The sequence below is a fragment of the Cupriavidus sp. 22TCCZM04-2 genome (assembly GCF_057798895.1).
Window position 1 is genome coordinate 203,027 of record NZ_JBYOJS010000004.1, and the last position, 16,126, is coordinate 219,152.

The 16,126-nt window shown below is 65.9% G+C and carries 16 protein-coding genes and 1 pseudogene; 2 read left to right on the plus strand and 15 right to left on the minus strand.

Translation table 11 applies throughout. The features are described 5' to 3' along the window. The first annotated feature begins 164 nt into the window (after positions 1–164). The gene (locus tag AC3FKG_RS08835; protein ID WP_488742874.1) at positions 165–1,058 is read left to right on the plus strand and encodes a MurR/RpiR family transcriptional regulator; all 894 of its coding nucleotides are present in this window, start codon (positions 165–167) and stop codon (positions 1,056–1,058) included. 7 nt (positions 1,059–1,065) lie between these two features. Here AC3FKG_RS08835 and AC3FKG_RS08840 read toward each other — a convergent pair whose 3' ends face one another. The 3 genes from AC3FKG_RS08840 to AC3FKG_RS08850 all read right to left on the minus strand — a co-directional run bounded on the left by AC3FKG_RS08840 (position 1,066) and on the right by AC3FKG_RS08850 (position 3,010). Then, positions 1,066–1,974: a glutamate/aspartate ABC transporter substrate-binding protein gene (locus AC3FKG_RS08840; protein WP_488742875.1), complete on the minus strand. Its 909-nt coding sequence runs from the start codon at positions 1,972–1,974 to the stop codon at positions 1,066–1,068. 149 nt (positions 1,975–2,123) lie between these two features. Beyond that, positions 2,124–2,468, minus strand: a complete 345-nt coding sequence (locus AC3FKG_RS08845) for a hypothetical protein (protein ID WP_483710380.1) — start codon at positions 2,466–2,468, stop codon at positions 2,124–2,126. Between the two features lie 59 nt (positions 2,469–2,527). Continuing rightward, complete coding sequence (locus AC3FKG_RS08850; protein WP_488742876.1) at positions 2,528–3,010, minus strand: ion channel; 483 nt, start codon at positions 3,008–3,010, stop codon at positions 2,528–2,530. A gap of 154 nt (positions 3,011–3,164) precedes the next feature. On the opposite strand from AC3FKG_RS08850, the gene AC3FKG_RS08855 reads away from it, so the two are divergent. Beyond that, positions 3,165–3,413: a hypothetical protein gene (locus AC3FKG_RS08855; protein ID WP_483710378.1), complete on the plus strand. Its 249-nt coding sequence runs from the start codon at positions 3,165–3,167 to the stop codon at positions 3,411–3,413. 93 nt (positions 3,414–3,506) lie between these two features. On the opposite strand, the gene AC3FKG_RS08860 is transcribed toward AC3FKG_RS08855, so the two are convergent. The 12 genes and pseudogenes from AC3FKG_RS08860 to AC3FKG_RS08915 all read right to left on the minus strand — a co-directional run bounded on the left by AC3FKG_RS08860 (position 3,507) and on the right by AC3FKG_RS08915 (position 16,112). Next, complete coding sequence (locus tag AC3FKG_RS08860; protein ID WP_488672142.1) at positions 3,507–3,839, minus strand: RcnB family protein; 333 nt, start codon at positions 3,837–3,839, stop codon at positions 3,507–3,509. A 154-nt stretch (positions 3,840–3,993) separates the two neighbouring features. After that, complete coding sequence (locus tag AC3FKG_RS08865; RefSeq protein ID WP_488742877.1) at positions 3,994–4,758, minus strand: DUF4410 domain-containing protein; 765 nt, start codon at positions 4,756–4,758, stop codon at positions 3,994–3,996. A gap of 176 nt (positions 4,759–4,934) precedes the next feature. Then, positions 4,935–6,263: an ATP-binding protein gene (locus AC3FKG_RS08870; protein ID WP_488742966.1), complete on the minus strand. Its 1,329-nt coding sequence runs from the start codon at positions 6,261–6,263 to the stop codon at positions 4,935–4,937. Continuing rightward, positions 6,263–6,976: pseudogene (locus AC3FKG_RS08875) on the minus strand (response regulator). The gene AC3FKG_RS08870 and the pseudogene AC3FKG_RS08875 overlap by 1 nt, the downstream one beginning before the upstream one ends. 133 nt (positions 6,977–7,109) lie before the next feature. Further along, a complete protein-coding gene (locus AC3FKG_RS08880; protein ID WP_488742878.1) occupies positions 7,110–8,039 on the minus strand; it encodes a hypothetical protein in 930 nt (309 codons plus the stop codon). Between the two features lie 140 nt (positions 8,040–8,179). Beyond that, a complete protein-coding gene (locus AC3FKG_RS08885; RefSeq protein WP_488742879.1) occupies positions 8,180–9,397 on the minus strand; it encodes a hypothetical protein in 1,218 nt (405 codons plus the stop codon). A 114-nt stretch (positions 9,398–9,511) separates the two neighbouring features. Next, positions 9,512–9,973: a cupin domain-containing protein gene (locus tag AC3FKG_RS08890; RefSeq protein ID WP_483710372.1), complete on the minus strand. Its 462-nt coding sequence runs from the start codon at positions 9,971–9,973 to the stop codon at positions 9,512–9,514. 529 nt (positions 9,974–10,502) lie between these two features. After that, entirely contained in the window at positions 10,503–12,164 is a 1,662-nt protein-coding gene (locus AC3FKG_RS08895; protein WP_488742880.1) for a cation acetate symporter, read from the minus strand. Beyond that, positions 12,161–12,466: a DUF485 domain-containing protein gene (locus tag AC3FKG_RS08900; protein ID WP_483710370.1), complete on the minus strand. Its 306-nt coding sequence runs from the start codon at positions 12,464–12,466 to the stop codon at positions 12,161–12,163. The genes AC3FKG_RS08895 and AC3FKG_RS08900 overlap by 4 nt, the downstream gene beginning before the upstream one ends. A 289-nt stretch (positions 12,467–12,755) precedes the next feature. Next, the gene (locus AC3FKG_RS08905; RefSeq protein WP_488742881.1) at positions 12,756–13,946 is read right to left on the minus strand and encodes a porin; all 1,191 of its coding nucleotides are present in this window, start codon (positions 13,944–13,946) and stop codon (positions 12,756–12,758) included. 40 nt (positions 13,947–13,986) lie between these two features. Then, on the minus strand, positions 13,987–14,946 hold the full coding sequence (locus AC3FKG_RS08910) for a Bug family tripartite tricarboxylate transporter substrate binding protein (protein WP_488742882.1): 960 nt from the start codon (positions 14,944–14,946) through the stop codon (positions 13,987–13,989). 359 nt (positions 14,947–15,305) lie between these two features. Beyond that, a complete protein-coding gene (locus tag AC3FKG_RS08915) occupies positions 15,306–16,112 on the minus strand; it encodes a TetR/AcrR family transcriptional regulator (protein ID WP_483710367.1) in 807 nt (268 codons plus the stop codon). Between the last annotated feature and the right edge of the window lie 14 nt (positions 16,113–16,126).

Below are 16,126 nucleotides of genomic sequence, written 5' to 3' on the forward strand. Positions count from 1 at the left end.
CGAATTGCAACATATGTTTCATAAATATCAAAACGGGAATCGAATGAATCACAGCGCCGGGACGCCCATCGCCCGGCCAATGCGCAGGCCGCATCACACATCCGGGGGATGCCTTGTCGCGCCCGGCTGTGCAACAATCGTTACAACCTCGATCCGGAGCTTCAATGTCGTCCACCAGCATCACCCCGCCAGAAGACCTGGGCGCCCTGGAAGCCCGGCTGCGGGCGAGTTATCCGACGCTGAGCGTGCAGTTCCAGAGTGGCGCGCGCTACCTGCTGGACCATCCCCAGGATGTGCCGGTGCTGTCGATGCGCAAGATCGCCGTCAGCGCGGGGGTCCAGCCGGCCACGCTGGTGCGGCTGTCGCAGCATCTGGGCTTCGAAGGCTGGCAGGGCCTGCGCGAACTGTTTGTCGACGCCCTGCGCGGCGGCGCGCAGCCCTACGCGCGCCGGGCACGCCAGGTGGTGAAGGACGGCGGCACCAGCCGCATGCTCGGCGAGATGCTCGAAGCCCAGCACAACAACCTCGACCAGATCGGCGCCGGCAACGAGAAAGCCCTGCAGACCGCCGCGGAACTGCTGTCGGCCGCGGCCTGCGTGCATGTGGCCGGATTCCGGTCATGCTTCCCGATCGCGTACACCTTCCACTACGTCTACCGGCTGTTCCGCAGCACCGTGCAACTGGTGCGCGGCGATGCGGGCAGCCTGGAGATGGAGCTGCGCGCCTTCGGCCCGCGCGATGCCGTGCTGGTGGTCAGCTTTGCGCCGTATTCGCAGGAGATCATCCGCGTGGCCAGCGCGGCGCGCGAGGCCGGCTGCAAGGTCGTGGCCCTGACCGACAGCTCGGTCGCCCCGATTGCGCTGGCCGCCGATTGCACACTGCTGTTCTCGGTGGAAAGCCCGTCGTTCTTCCCTTCGATCACGGCCGGCATCGCCACGGTCGAAGCGCTGGTCGAGCAACTCCTCGCACGTAAAGGCAAGGGCGCCATCCGTGCGCTGGAACAGGCAGAAGGCGAACTGCACCGCGCCGGCGCCTACGTGCCGGCTGACCGCGGCTGACCACGGGCTACTCGAACGCGTGGTCGTTCGGGTTCGCGTAGGCCTTCTTCACCGGCTCGCTCATCGGGAACTCGAAGTTGATGTTCTTGGGCGGCACGGGCTTGAGGAACCACTTGTCGTAAAGGGTATTGATCTCGCCGCTCTTCATCAGGCCGGTCAGTACGCCGTCGACCAGCTGCTTGAAGCCGGGATCGTCCTTGCGCATCATGAAACCGTAGGCTTCGAACGATTGCGGCGTACCGACCACCACCCAGTCGCCCGGATTCGGCGCGAGCGTGCGGGCGCCGGACAGCAGCACGTCGTCCATCATGAACGCGGCCACCCGTCCCGACTGCAGGATCAGGAACGATTCGCCATAGTCCTTGGCGCTCTGGATCGTGATATTGGCGTGCTTCTCGTCGTTCAGCTTACGCAGGATGCGCTCGGAAGTCGTCCCCGCATTGGTGACCACCGCCTTGCCGGACAGGTCGGAGAAGTCATGCACCGGGCTGCCCTTCTTCACCAGCAGCCGCGTGCCGGCCACGAAGAACGTAGTCGAGAACGCCACCTGCTCCTGCCGCGACTTCAGGTTGGTGGTCACGCCGCACTCCAGGTCCACCGTGCCGTTTTGCACGAGCGAGATGCGGTTCTGCGACGTGACCGGCACCATGCGGACTTGCAGGTTGGCCACGCCGGTCTGCTTCTTCACCTCGTTCACCACGCGGTCGCAGAGATCCTGAGAAAAGCCGATCACCTTCTGGTTGCTGTCGTAGTACGAGAATGGGATCGACGACGTGCGATGGCCGATCGAGATGGTGCCGGACGCCTTGACCTTGCTTAGCGTGGGGCTGCCGGCTACGTCCACGGCCTGCGCGGCGCCGGCGACCAGGGTGCCGGCCATGGCCAGGCTCAGGCAGGCGAGTTTCATGGGGTGCATGGTGGCTCCTTTGAAAGGCGATGTTGGGGGCGCCGTCGAGGTGATGGGATGCTAGGCGTTTAGCAACGTATGTTCCATCATGGATTACCATGAAACGCTTGTTCTATTCGACGGGTTTCCCTCCTCCGTCTTTCAGTCAGGGCCAGCCCTCAATCCGTGCACTTGGTCCGATAGGCCTCCTGCAGTTCCTTCTTGGGTCGTTCCCGTTCCAGTTCGGGCACTACCCTGCCCTGGGCGGTTTCAATGGACTGGCCGCCGACCTGGTACTCGCGTTTGGGCGCCCCGGCGATTTGCGCCGCCAGTTCGCGGCATTCGGCGGCGAGCGATTCGCTGCGGGATCCGGGCCGGTACGGCGACGTGCCTTCCTGTACCGCATTCCCGATCGCCTCGGCGGCGGCGTCCTTGCCGTCCTGGCGCTGTGCGTGGGCGCTGCACACGGTGCCCAGCGCCAGGATTGCGGCAAGGCGGAACATCGCTTTGAATCGACTCTGCATGACAGGCTCTCCTTTGTTATGCGTGGCTCGCGGCACGTAGTATCGCCCAGCCCGGGACGCTACTGCTCCGAACCCGAACGCCTTTCCGCGTGTACCTTTTCATCGAACTGCCAGTCGCGCCGCATCATCACGTAGGTGAATGATGTCGACCAGCCGATCAGGATCAGGCCGACCAGCGGTTCGATACTGGCGATCAGCCGGCTCGCGCCGACCGGGTAGATATCGCCCAGGCTCTGCGTGGTGTAGGTCTCCAGGGCGAAGTAGACATAGATCACCGGCGTGATCTCGCGGCTGCCGGTCAGGCCGCCCAGGCCAAGACCGTGGTCGCATAGCCAGAACCCCAGCGCAAAGACCATGGCCTCCAGGCAGTGGACCACGATGATGCCCATGATGAGCACGCCGATATTGACGCGCCCGCTCCAGCGACTGGGGTGCAGCGCCGAGAGCAGCCGCAGCGCTTCATAGTGGATGGCCACCACCGTCACGGTCAGGATGGCGGCGCACAGCAAGGCCAGGGAGTAGTGCTCGGCGGAGGATTCCATGCGCGATCGGGACGGTCGGGACGATGCCAGCCAGTGCTGGTACCTCGAACATAACACCGGAACGCCTGCCGGGGCACCTTCGCAGCAGGATCCCGGGCGCCGCCATCGCGCATCGACTATGCTGGATTTCCCAACCTCATGAACGGGAGGGAACGTGCGCAAGACTCTTTCTGTCCTCGCGGCAATCCTGCTGGCCGGCGCCAGCACCGTTGCCCTGGCCCATAACTGTCCCAACGAGATGAAGGCGATCGACGCCAAGCTCTCGACCAAGCCGGCGCTGTCGCCGGAAGACGCCGCACGCGTGCAGAAGCTGCGCGCCGAAGGCGAGGCCTACCACAAGGCCGGCCAGCATGATGACGCGATGAAGTCGCTGCTCGAGGCGAAGAAGATCCTCGGCATCTGACGCTGTCCGCACCGCAAGGAAACGCCGCCCGCGCAGGTCAGCCCGCGCGGGCGGCTTCTTTGTTGCGGGAGGATGAAGTCGACGCGATCCGCGTCAGGTTCCGGCACCCACCTGCTGGATCACGCCATTGGGCGCCACCAGGTAATAGTTCGCACCGACACCAACCCAGTGTGTGCCCTTGCGCGGCGCCGGCAGGCTGTATTGCTTCCAGTCATCGATCACATACTGACGGTCGCGGAACTCGGTGGGCAGGCGATCGCCCTTCTTCCATTCCTGGACCTGCATATAGGGCGACGTGGCAGCGGCAGAGGCCGGCGCAGCGGGCTCGGCCATCTTCGACTTGCCCTTGTGCTGGGCAAAGCTGGCGGAAGCCGTGAGGACGCCAGCGATCAGCAACAGCGCGGGTAGCGCTTTTTTTGTCTTCATGGTGATCTCCTTGCGTACGGAAGGGCGAACTGCCGGTGCAACCGGACAGCCACTACCAGCTTAGTCACAAATCGGCGCATACGCTTTCAGCACGTGTCGAAGTGCTTCGCTGGACACCGATCACGCGGGCCCCGGCGAGGGGCCCGAACCACACTCAGTTGCCGGCAGCGGCCGAGAGCCAGCCCTCTTCCGTGCTCGCGGCCGTAACCTGGCTGGCGATCGAACCGGCCAATCGCGTGGCGTCGGCGTAGATGCTGTCGCGCTTTGCTTCGGACACGCCGTGCAAACCCGTGCCGGCCGCCGCGGCCGTGGCAATGTGGCCAGCCGCCGCCCCGACGCCGCCGGTTTCGGCAACGCCGGGCATATGGCCGCTGTCGGCGGTCGCGACGAAGCTTTGCAGCGGCACCGGCGCACCGTTGGCGGGCTTGTACGAGATCCGCACGGCGACACCGACTTCGCTCTTGCCGGCGCCCAGGCCGATCAGCAGGCGACGGCGGCTGGAGCCTTCATCGATCTTGCTGAAATCGCCGTCGACGATCAGCGCGCTGGCATTGGCAGGGGCCGGGCCATCGGCACGCACGGCATGCAGTCCCTGGGCCTGCAACTGGCGCACGATTTCGTCCGCCACGTGTTCGCTGGCTTCCGCGGCCGTGCCGGACTGCGTGCTGGCGGACCCGCCGCCGGCGGCCATCGTCTTCAGCTTCTGCACGAAACCACCGTCCAGCTTCACCTGCCCCGCCTCGGCCTTGAACGCCTGCACATAGATGACGTCCGCGTGCACCGGCTGCATCAGGCCGGTTTGCTGGATGCCGGTCACGCCGGCGCTGGCGCAACCAGCGGCAAGCATCGCGCTTGCAGCAACGGCGGCAACGGCCAGGCGCCTGGGGTTCAGGGCGAGGGCTTGGAAGGGGGTACGCATATCAGGTCCTTGGTCGGGGGGCGGGTGCCATTCAGTGGTCGGGAACGCTGTCACCGCGAGGTGTTGCGGTGCGTCGCGTCTCGGTAACCAAAGTATGGAAATTCCCCCCGCAAAGCGCCATGCGGCAATTATTTCGCGCGATGTCACGGCGTGGCGCCATGACGCGCTCCGATGCGCTAAACGCTGGGCATGTGCAACGGCAGCGTCACCAAGGCCTCCAGGCCGCCGCCATCGCGCGCGCGGAACTGCAGCGAGCCGCCGTGCAGGCGCGCAATGCGATCGACGATCGCCAGGCCAAGGCCGGTGCCGCCCGAGTGGCTGCGCGCATTGGCGCCGCGGCTGAACGGCGCCTTGAGCTGCTCCAGCTCCGCCGCCGTGATGCCGGTGCCGCGATCGCACACGGCAATGCAGGCGTGTTGGCCGTCGCGCCACGTGCGCACGCCGAGGCCGGTCTTGCCGTAGACGACCGCGTTCTGCATCAGGTTCATCAGCAGGCGCAACAGGCTGACGGGCCGGTACGGAACCGGCGGCAGATCGCCGAGCGAGAGCTCGAACGCATGGCCGAGCCCGGCGAAGTCCGACGCGAGCTGGCCGACCAGCGCATTGAGGTCCCCGGGCTGCGGCAGCTCTTTCTCGCCGCTGCCCGCATAGTCCATGAACTGCTGCAGGATGGTCTCGATGTGATCGAGATAGCCTTCGGCCGATGCCACGAAGTCCTCATCGGCGCCACGCGGGATCGACATGGCCATCGCCAGGCGCAGCTTGGTCAGCGGCGTGCGGATATCGTGCGAGACCCCGGCGAGCATCAGCGCGCGCGTCTGCTCGGCCTGCTGCAGCGCCTGCGTCATCTGGTTGAAGGCGCTGCTGACCTGGGCGATCTCCGTGGGCCCGTCCGTCGGCAGCGGCGGCGGCGATTCGCCCGCGCAGATATGGCGCGCGGCCTGCGCCAGGTCCCGCAGCGGACGGTTCAGGTGAAGCTGGATCAGGTAGCCGGTCAGCGCGGCCAGCAAGGCCAGCGCGGTGGACAACACCAGTGCCGTGGCGATGCCGCCCGCGCGTGCATCCTCGGTCATCGGCATGGCGACCCAGCGCGGCAGGTCGGCCACATGCAGCCGGATCCATAGCCGCTCGTCATCGCCGGTCTGCCATCGCACCGGCATGTCGGGCGGCAGGTGGCGCTGCAGGGCCTCCAGGAACACGTCGCGCTGGTAAGTGCGGAACAGCAGCAGCACGTTCGGGTCCGCCGTCGGCGGAGCCTGTTCGGGGTCCTGCAATTGCGCGCCGAGCCGCTGCGCCACCGCACCGCCCGTGCCTGCCGGCATGGCGCCGAGCACGCCGTCGAGCATCTTCACGTAGTCGGAAAAAATAATGGCCGCGCGCTCGATGCGGGGCCGCTGCACGAAATGCAGCAGCACGCTCAGCGAACAGGCCTGCGTGATCGCCACCAGCACGACCAGCAGCGCGATATTGCGCGCCAGCAACGAGCGCGGCACCCCGATGCGCATCACGACTCGACGCCGGCCACCAGCATGTAGCCGACGCCCCACACGGTCTTGATGAAGCGCGGCTTGGACGGATCGTCCTCGACGATCTGGCGCAGCCGCAGGATCTGCACGTCGATGCTGCGATCGAGCGCATCGTGATCGCGTCCGCGTGCGCGCGCGAGCAGGTTGTCGCGGCTCACGGCACGGTTGGGTGAAGAGCCCAGCGCGTGCAGCAACAGCATCTGCGCGGAATGCACCTCCACCGGCTCGCCGCGCCGCATCAGCGTCTGCTTGCCGACATCGAAGCTGAAATCGCCGAAGCGCAGGGTCTGAGAGGTCACGGTGGGATCGCCGGCGGCCATCTTCTGGCGCCGCAGCAGCGCGCGCACGCGCGCCACCAGTTCATCGGGCACGAAGGGCTTGGCAAGTTAATCGTCGGCGCCGGTTTCCAGGCCCGCCACGCGGTCCATCGGATCGCCCTTGGCGGTCAGCATCAGGATCGGCAGCGTCTGCCCTTCGGCGCGCAGGCGGCGGCAGATGGCGAGGCCGTCTTCGGGCTCCATCATCAGGTCCAGCACGAGCAGGTCATAGGGCTCGCGATGCAGGTGGCGGTCGAGCTGCTTGCCGTCGGCGACCGCGCGCACGCGGAATCCGTGCCCGGTCAGGAAGCGTTGCAGCATATTGCGCAGCTCGGCTTCGTCGTCGAGCACGATAATCCTGTTCACCTGCTCCATGGCGGGTTCTCCGGCCTAGGCATCGCCCCACGGCGTCCTGGAGAAACAATACACAAGACGGGCACTGCCATCATCGTTCCCCGTGGTATGGCCGGCGCGCGCCGTCGAGCAGGACGCTGCGCGGGGGTATCCGTTACACGATGTGCGCGGGCACCCACATGCCGCCGGCCCAGTGGCCCGGCACCATGACCGCGGCCCGCGGCGGACGCGCCAAATAAACCGTGCGCGGCGCGACATACACGGTACGCGGCAGGGGAGCAGCACCAACGACGACCGTCGCTGGCGGCGGCACGGCGACCACCACCTTCGCAGGCGGGGGCGCGACATAGATGGCGGCCGGGGCGGTCGGCGGGATATAGACCGTCGCTGGCGGCGGCGGGACGACCACCGGCGGTGTTGCCACGGCCACGACCGCACTGCCGGTCGTCACCGTGCCCGTGGCAACGACCGTGCTGCCGTGGACGACGGTGCTGCCGCCGCCCGTGGTCACGACGCCTGGCGCCACGCCGGTCGCGCTGCCGGCGTGCGTCACGGTGCCGCCGTCCGCACCGGTGACCGTCCCCGAGCGTGCACAGGTCGCGCCGGCGCAGGTCGTCGAGGCCGCATGGCTCACCGTGTTGCCGTTCGCGCCGGTCACGGTGCCCGACGAGGCGTACTGGCCGGCACCTTCTCGCGTCACGGATCCCGCGGTATTGGCGGTTTGCCCGTCCGGCCCGGTCAGGCTGCCGGTGTGCGAGCACGTGCCGCCCGCGCAACTGGTATTGCCGTCGTGCTGCACCGAGCGGCCGTTCGGTCCGATCGCCGTGCCGCTGTTCGAGTATTGCCCCGGCGCGTTGCGGGTCACGGTGCCGGTGTTGGTGGCCAGGCCGCCGTAAGGGCCGACCACGCCCCCGGCATGCGAGCAGCTGCCGCCACCGCAGGAGCCGAAGTGCGCGCCGTTGTAGGTGCCGCGCGGCGTGTAGGCCGTACCGTGGCCGGACCACCCGGCAAACGCCGGGGTGCTGGCCAGGACGATCAGCGCACCGGTGGCGGCGGCAAGCAGGCGGGGAAAGCGTGAGGTCATGTCTGGTCCTTCAGTTTCGGTTTCGGCCGGCCAGTGCGGCGGCAACGGACCGAACTATAGGAGGACATCCCGCGCCTGTCGCCGTGGAAAAGATGTCGCGGTATTTCACGGCGCGGCGCGCCTGCGCCGGCATCCAGGCGCTATGGCGCGGTCTTCCCCGCTTTTTCATCCTGCGCCGAATAATCGTAAAGATGCGTGTTGTCCGGCGTCTCCCCCACCCTGGTACCCAGCGGGCGGAACAGGACGCCGCGCCGGAAATTCCGGCTGTCCGACCTGGCGTTACGCTTGGCAAGCTCGGCGGCCTCGGCATAGGCCATCGGGGCTTTCTCTTTCTCGATTTCGAGCCGCAACGTCTGCTCGTCGACGCGCACGCTGTACCGGCCCAGGTTGTAGAGCAGATACATGGCATAGAGGTTGTCGAAGTCCTTGTAGGCGCCCTGCTCCCGGCGGAAATCCAGGGACAGGACCGACGGAAAGCGATTGGGCAAATCCTTGAAGGCGACCTGGTCTTCCTCCAGCGGGTCCACATAGGTCGACCCGCCATACTTCTTGTACAGCACGACATCCATGCCGTAGCCGCGCGCGCCCCACTCGCGGATGAGCTTCATCGCCATCTCGGTCGGAACGTTGGCGTTGGCGGCGGCGACCACCCGGCGTCCGGACAGGATCCTGGCGCTCGTCACCGCCAGGTCCTTGTAGCCGGCGCCATACCGGAATGCCGCGCCAATGGTCTTGGCGCAGTTCAGGCGCAAGTAGTCATACCGGATCTCGCCCCGGTGATACTCGGTGTTCCGGGCGCGCCCGTGGTAATCGTCATTGATGCGCCGGAAGTAGGCAGCCAGCGCGGCCTTGTCGCTCGCGGGCACGCCGTGCACGCGCACGCCGATCACCGAGCGCTTGTAGACCTCGCCGAAGTCCAGGCCGAACGAGGCCGTCGGCGCCACCGAGGAGACCGTCCTGAACAGGTATTCCTGCTTCGGGATGGCGACCATCAGGTCATCGGTGTAATGGCCCGCCGCGTGCCTGGCGTCGCGGTCGGCATAGAAGTTGGCCGAATAGACGACATCATCGCCGGGGACCTGGTCGCGAATGGCCAGGGCAATGTGGCCGGCGGAGCCGCCCTTGGAAGTGCCGAAGCTGATCAACAGCTCGAGGTCATAGGGATCGGCGCGCAGGGCATCGGCGATTTCCACGAGATTGGCAGGTTCGGGGCCACCCTTGCTGCCGAAGTCCGCGGCACCCGCTGCCGTCGACAGCAGCACGGCGATCGTCACGGCCACTGCCGCCAACCCCGCGTTGCCGGGCAGACTCCCGATCGACGACAGCAGCATCCGCTTGCATGCCAGCACTGGCCACATCGCACCACCCCCGAAGTTTGGCGATGCCGCGATTATTACCGGGGTGGCGGAACGCGTCGAGCCGGCCAGACCCGAAGGCGGATTCAGGCCGTGCCGGTCGTCATGACCGGGGGCTCAGGCGTGCGGTGAATCGCCGGCCGCGACCGTCACGCCGCACTCGCTCGCGACCGCGAGCAGCCTGGCGATATCGGGCGGTCCGGGCGGGATCTCTTCGTCTATCCGGGTGAACAGGCGGGAAGCCATGCCACCCTGGCTGGTGACGGAGATCATCTCGCCACCGCCGACACCGAACCTGAAGTGATGCATGGTGCCGGCAGGCACATGCACGAAGGTCCCCGGCGTGGCGGTGATGACCTGGTCGTCGTAGCCGATGTCGATGGTGCCGCGCGTGATGTAGAACGACTCGTCCCAGTCGTGGCAGTGCGGCGGCGGTCCGCTGCCCTCTTCGCCCTGTTGCAGGAAGACCTCATAGCCTTGCGTGGCGGTGTTTGGCGCCAGCACCGTGATCTTCTCTCCAACCACGTTGAGCGCGCGCGCATGCGCGTCGGGAGTCACTGCGAAGGGTTGCGGCTTCATGGTCGTTTGCCTCCGGCAACGCAGGCCCCTGCGGGGCCTGTGCTGTCTGCAGAAGTGACCACCGGCGTCGTCGGTTGCGCGCGGGGCCAGCGCCCGCATTGCTTGATGCAGCCGACGGCGGGACGTTGCTGATCCTCGAACCAAGATAGCAGACGCCCCGCGCCGCGCACACCTTATGTGCGTGCGGACCGAGCTAGCCCGATCTGATCCACGGTAGGTGGCACCGTTCATCGCGATCATGCCCTTGGCCGGGATCAAGGGATTCATTCTCGTGATGGTGCTTGGCATGCGCGCCGTTTCGCTGCGTAGCCGGCGAGTCACTTTGTGTCAGACTCCCGGTCACCCGGGAAACCCTTGTCTCTGGCTAACACTTCCCCTTGCCGGGTGTGTCAGGGACTTTCACCCCCAAGTCAGTGCGTCCTGCCGGGCGCACACCAAGAAAAAGGCCCGCGCATTGAGTCGGCGCGGGCCATGATGAAAGCGTTAGCGGGCAAAGCGCGATCGTCCTCGCCCCATTAACCCGGCGTTGTCAGTGAGACGCTCCTTCGACTGCGCCAATCCCGGTCTCCGAACGCAGCTCCTGCGCCTCGAAGCCCGCCTTGTCCACGCGAGCGCGTGTGGAACTGTCCGTCAGCGAGAAGATCCAGATGCCGACAAAGCCGATCGTCATCGAGAACAGCGCCGGCGAGGTGTAGGGGAACGGCGCATCCTTGAAGTGGAACACGTCTACCCAGACTGCCTGCGACAGCACGGTCAGCACGACCGCCGACAGCAGGCCGAGGAAGCCGCCGATCGTCGCACCGCGCGTGGTGCAGCCCTTCCACAGCACCGACATGAACAGCACCGGGAAATTCGCCGAGGCCGCGACGGCGAACGCCAGCGACACCATGAACGCGATGTTCTGCTTCTCGAACACGATGCCAAGCACCACCGCAACAATGCCCAGCACGATCGTCGTGATCTTCGACACGCGCAGTTCCTCGGTGCTGGTTGCCTTGCCGTGCTTGAAGACGGTCTGGTACAGGTCGTGCGACACGGCCGACGCGCCGGCGAGCGTCAGCCCGGCCACGACCGCCAGGATCGTCGCAAACGCCACGGCCGAGATAAAGCCGAGGAACACGTTGCCGCCCACCGCGCTGGCCAGGTGCACCGCCGCCATGTTGACGCCGCCAAGCAGCTTGCCGCCGCCGTCCTGGAAGCTCGGGTTGGTCCCGACCAGCACGATCGCGCCGAAGCCGATGATGAACGTGAGGATGTAGAAGTAGCCAATCCACGTGGTCGCCCAGAACACCGACTTGCGCGCTTCCTTGGCGTTGGGCACGGTGAAGAAGCGCATCAGGATGTGCGGCAGGCCGGCGGTGCCGAACATCAGCGCGATGCCGAACGAGATCGCCGAAATCGGGTCTTTGATGAAGTTGCCCGGGCTCATGATCGAGTCCTTCTTGGCATGGACTTCCACCGCCTTGGCGAACAGGGCCTCGGGGCTGAAGTGATACTGGGCCAGCACCATGAAGGCCATGAACGTGGCACCGCCAAGCAGCAGGCAGGCCTTGATGATCTGCACCCACGTGGTGGCGGTCATGCCGCCGAACAGCACGTACACCATCATCAGCGCGCCGACGATCACCACCGCGACCCAGTACTCCAGGCCGAACAGCAGCTTGATGAGCTGGCCCGCGCCGACCATCTGCGCGATCAGGTAGAACGCCACCACCACCAGCGTGCCCGATGCCGCGAAGGCGCGGATCGGTCCCTGCTTGAAGCGGTACGCGGCGACGTCGGCAAAGGTGAAGCGGCCAAGGTTGCGCAGCCGCTCGGCCATCAGGAACGTGATGACCGGCCAGCCCACCAGGAAGCCGATGGAATAGATCAGGCCGTCATAGCCGTTGGCATAGACCGCCGCCGAGATGCCCAGGAACGATGCCGCGGACATGAAGTCCCCGGCAATCGCCAGCCCATTCTGGAAGCCCGTGATGCCGCCGCCGCCCGTGTAGAACGTCGCGGCCGACGTGGTCCGCTTGGCCGCCCACTTGGTGATGAACAACGTGCCGATCACGAACAGCACGAACATGCCGATGGCGGTCCAGTTGGTCGGCTGCTTGACCGCCTGCCCAAGGTCGCCCCCTGCCGCCAGCGCGGCCGTCGAAAGCAGCAGCGTGCCGCTGGCGAGGATTGCGTGGTTCGCTTTCATGCCACCTCCCGCTTGATCTGCTCGGTCAGTTCGTCATAGGCGTGGTTGGCATGGCGAACATAGAGACCGGTGATGACCACGGTGAAGATAATCACGAACAGGCCGATCGGCATGCCCCATGTCATCACGCCCGCGCCTGTCTTCGTGGCGAGCAGGTCCTTGTCGAAGGCGATCAAAAGTACATACCCGTAGTAGATCACGAGCATCACCGCGGTCAGCGCCCAGCCGAGCCGCGAGCGCTTCTGCACAAGCTCGCGATACGTCGGGTTGGCCTTCAGTCTTGCGACCAGTTCTTCGTTCATCTGTGTCTCCTGCCAATCGTGCTACGGCCTTGCCGTGGGCTGACAGTGCATGCGCCAGCAGCGCATGCGCGGTGGTCTCAGCCCCGGTCCGTGACGATAAGGTAAGGCCTGCCCCTTACCTGCTTCTTACACGGGACAGGTCTTCGTACCGGGGAAAACACGTAGATGACGCGCGCGAAGGAGACTGCGACGGCACTGGCAGCGGCGCGCATGCGCGCAAGTGCGGCAACGGACATGCGCGGCAGGCACGCCGCTGACGGCGCGCACCGCTGTCAGCAAGCCGTAAGCATCAGAACTTGTGCCGCATGCCGAGCGCAACGCCGACCATCGACGTGGCGCCGTTGCCGAGCACATAGCTGTTGCCGAGCGCCAGGCTGTTCGCGAACGCGATCGATGCCGAGTCGAGCATCAGGCCGGCGTGCTTCGCATACGCCGCCGACAGATAGACGTCGGTGCGCCTGGAGAGGCTGTAGTCCGCGATCAGGTTGAGCTGCCACGGATTGGCCACACTGGTATTGCCGAACACGTTCCTGGCCTTGTCGTAGTCGTACTCGAGCGTCAGCGTAAATGCCGGCGTCACCTGGTAGACGCCACCGATCCAGAAGAAGTCGTCCCGCACGGCGGTGACCCCCGCCGCGGTCTTGTTCTGCCCCCAGCGATAGCCGCCCATGACGCGGCCCCACGGCAGGTTGTAGCTGAGCGCCGCGGTGGCCTTGCGGAAGGTGCCGCTGCTCGTGCTGGCCGGCGTGCTGGCCGGCGTGCTGATGGTCGGGTTGAACTGGTCGTAGGCCAGCGCGGCCCAGAGCGATCCGCCCGTGTACGCCAGCGACGCGCCCCACGCGCTGTCGCGCCGCGCCTGCCCCGGGACTTCGCCGGCGCCGCCGAGCGCGAACCCGGACGGGACCGCCTGCGGCAGTGCCACGCCGGTGCCGAAGGAATAGTGCGCGACACCGGTGAACGCACCGAAGTTGCCGGTGTACTTGATGGTGTTGTCCTCGCGGAAATTGGCGCCGGTGAACAGCGTGATCGGCTCGTATTCCGTGGCGAAATACGCCGGCACGAAATTGACGATGCTGTCGAACAATGACGTGTACTGGCGGCCCAGACTCAGTTGCCCGTACCGCGCGTTCTTGATGCCGACGAAGGCCTGGCGGCCGAACAGGCGGCCAGTCTGCTGCGACGTGCCGGTATCGGCGTTGAAGCCGCTTTCCAATACGAAGACCGCCTGCGTGCCGCCGCCAAGGTCCTCGACGTCGCGAATGCCCCAGCGCGACCCCGACATGCCGCCCGATGTCAGCCGCACCACGTCATGCGCGGGCCCGGGGTTGAACCGGTTGGCGGCCGTCGGCACGGCGCCGGCATGGCTCACATACTCGATGCTCGCATCGACCACGCCATAGAGCGTGACGCCTGACTGGGCCCACGCGGGACAGGAACTGGCAAGCGCCACGGCGGCGGCTGCAAATCGATGGAATCTCACTCTGCTTTCTCCTCTGTTGTTGTGATGTGTCGGGCTGCACTCATTCAGGCTTCACGCCGGCGTCAGAGATCACCTTTTCCCAGCGGGCCTTCTCCGCGTCGATGAAACGAGCACCGTCCGCGCGCGACATCGGCATCGGATATGTGCCGAGGTCTTTCAGGCGATCGATGAAGGCTTGCTGAGACAGGCTCTGGTTGACTGCCGCATTGATCCGGTCGAGCACCGGCATGGGCGTGCCCTTCGGCGCGAAGATCGTGAACCAGCCTTTGGCGATCAAGCCCGGTGCGGCCTCTTTGGCCAGCGCAATGCCTTCCAGGCCGCGCAACGGCGCATCGGATGTCACGGCGAGCGCCCTGAGCCGACCCGCGCGAACGAGCGGCAGCAGCGGCGCGATGCCATCGACGTAGACCGGGATATCGCCTTTCACCACGGCCTGGATTGCCTGTGTCGTGCCACTGAAACTGACCTGGCGGAATTTCGTGTTCTGCAGCTGGCCCATCATCTCGGCCGTCAGGTGCGGCACGGAGCCGCGCGTGGGACTGCCGATTACCACCTCGTCAGGATGCGCCTTGCCGTCGCGCAGCACGTCGGACAGGTTCCTGTACGAAGTGTCCGTGCCTGCCACGAACATCATCGGCGTGTAGGCCACCGTGGCGGCCACCGCGGTATCGCGCTGGATGTCGAACTTCGCCTCCTTGTACATCACCGGCGTCGTCACAGCGGCGGCCGCGTGGAAGAGAACGAGCGTGTAGCCGTCGGCGGGCGCCTGTTTCAATGTGCTCATGGCCACGATGCCGTTGCCGCCCGGCTTGTTCTCCACGATCACCTGCTGCTTCCATGCGCTCGCCAGGCGTTCCGCCACCTGTCGCGCAATGATGTCGGGCGCGCTGCCCGCAATGGAGGGGACGAGGATGCGGACCATCCGGTCCGGATAAGCGTGCGCGAACGGCGCAAGGATGGAACCGGCCAGCAAGGCCAGGGCAAGAAGGGGGCGCTTCATGTTGTCTCCGACATCTGTTGCGCCTGACCCGAATGGCCGGCGCTTTATTTGATATGCACTCAAATAAACATTGTAGTTTTATTGACTGCATCTCAAATAAGTAGATACCACTACCGCCTGGCGCGCTGCGAAAGTCAGTGGGAGGAAATCAGCAAGAGGGAGTGTGGCCGCTTAAGTGGGGCCTGTTTGCCGACAAAGCACGAAGGACCGGCCGGTTGGCTCCCCTCTTCCATTTATGGAGAGGGGTTGGGGTGAGGGCCGGCGTGTCTCGATGCGATGCGCCGTACTTCGTGGAAGCGCCCGCCCTCACCCCGGCCCCTCTCCCGCAAGCGGGAGAGGGGAGAAAACAATCTACCCATCTACGCAGCGCGCGCGCCCTTCTTCTTTGCGGGCTTCGCATTGCGCGGCCAGCCTTCGATGCCGTCGAGCGTAATGCGCAGCCCTTCTTCGAAGGCCGTGTCGGAAGACAGCTTCGAGAATGCCTTGCTGACGAAGCGTGCGCCGGGATACTGCTCCGCCGATACGCCGTCGAGCTTGCTCTGGATAAAGGCCTGGTGATAGGCCGGCAATTGCCGCGACGCCTCGGCCATGCTGGCCGAGACGAGGTATTGCGCCAGCAGGTGATACGCCAGCGCAACCTGCTCCGCCGAAAAATCGCCCTGCATGAAGGCCGACGTCATGCGGTTGAAGAACTCCAGGCCATAGTCGGTTTCACCGGGCTGCACATCCTGGAACAGGCGGTACCGGTTATGCGACGCCACATAGTTGCTCACGCCGGGGTTTTCGATCGCGACCTGGAAGCTGAGCCGCGAGATCCGTTCGACATCGGCGCGCCAGTCGCCCGTCAGCGGCTGCAGGCGCAGTGTCCGCTGGCGGTAGTAGTCATTGAGCACGCCGGTGACGAGCTGGTCGCGGCCACCGAGGTAATAGTGGATCAACCCCGGGGCCACGCCAAAATCCTTGGCGAGCTGCACCATGGAAATCTGGTCCAGCGGCGTGGTCTTGGTCAGCTCGATCGCGTGCTGCAGGATCGTCGCGCGGCTGAGCATCGGCTCGGCGCCGATCGGCGATTCCGTCTTGGGCGGACGTCCGCGCCGGCGCGGTACGGGGCTGGACGGCTGCGGTGCGGCGGCCTTGGCTGCGGGCGATTTGCGTGCGGCGGGCATGATGGAGAGGCGAA

Bases quoted from the DNA above. Each gene is read 5' to 3' on its own strand.
- AC3FKG_RS08835 (WP_488742874.1), top strand. From the start codon at position 165: ATGTCGTCCACCAGCATCACCCCGCCAGAAGACCTGGGCGCCCTGGAA.
- AC3FKG_RS08840 (WP_488742875.1), bottom strand. From the start codon at position 1,974: ATGCACCCCATGAAACTCGCCTGCCTGAGCCTGGCCATGGCCGGCACC.
- AC3FKG_RS08845 (WP_483710380.1), bottom strand. From the start codon at position 2,468: ATGCAGAGTCGATTCAAAGCGATGTTCCGCCTTGCCGCAATCCTGGCG.
- AC3FKG_RS08850 (WP_488742876.1), bottom strand. From the start codon at position 3,010: ATGGAATCCTCCGCCGAGCACTACTCCCTGGCCTTGCTGTGCGCCGCC.
- AC3FKG_RS08860 (WP_488672142.1), bottom strand. From the start codon at position 3,839: ATGAAGACAAAAAAAGCGCTACCCGCGCTGTTGCTGATCGCTGGCGTC.
- AC3FKG_RS08865 (WP_488742877.1), bottom strand. From the start codon at position 4,758: ATGCGTACCCCCTTCCAAGCCCTCGCCCTGAACCCCAGGCGCCTGGCC.
- AC3FKG_RS08870 (WP_488742966.1), bottom strand. From the start codon at position 6,263: ATGCGCATCGGGGTGCCGCGCTCGTTGCTGGCGCGCAATATCGCGCTG.
- AC3FKG_RS08880 (WP_488742878.1), bottom strand. From the start codon at position 8,039: ATGACCTCACGCTTTCCCCGCCTGCTTGCCGCCGCCACCGGTGCGCTG.
- AC3FKG_RS08885 (WP_488742879.1), bottom strand. From the start codon at position 9,397: ATGTGGCCAGTGCTGGCATGCAAGCGGATGCTGCTGTCGTCGATCGGG.
- AC3FKG_RS08890 (WP_483710372.1), bottom strand. From the start codon at position 9,973: ATGAAGCCGCAACCCTTCGCAGTGACTCCCGACGCGCATGCGCGCGCG.
- AC3FKG_RS08895 (WP_488742880.1), bottom strand. From the start codon at position 12,164: ATGAAAGCGAACCACGCAATCCTCGCCAGCGGCACGCTGCTGCTTTCG.
- AC3FKG_RS08900 (WP_483710370.1), bottom strand. From the start codon at position 12,466: ATGAACGAAGAACTGGTCGCAAGACTGAAGGCCAACCCGACGTATCGC.
- AC3FKG_RS08910 (WP_488742882.1), bottom strand. From the start codon at position 14,946: ATGAAGCGCCCCCTTCTTGCCCTGGCCTTGCTGGCCGGTTCCATCCTT.
- AC3FKG_RS08915 (WP_483710367.1), bottom strand. From the start codon at position 16,112: ATGCCCGCCGCACGCAAATCGCCCGCAGCCAAGGCCGCCGCACCGCAG.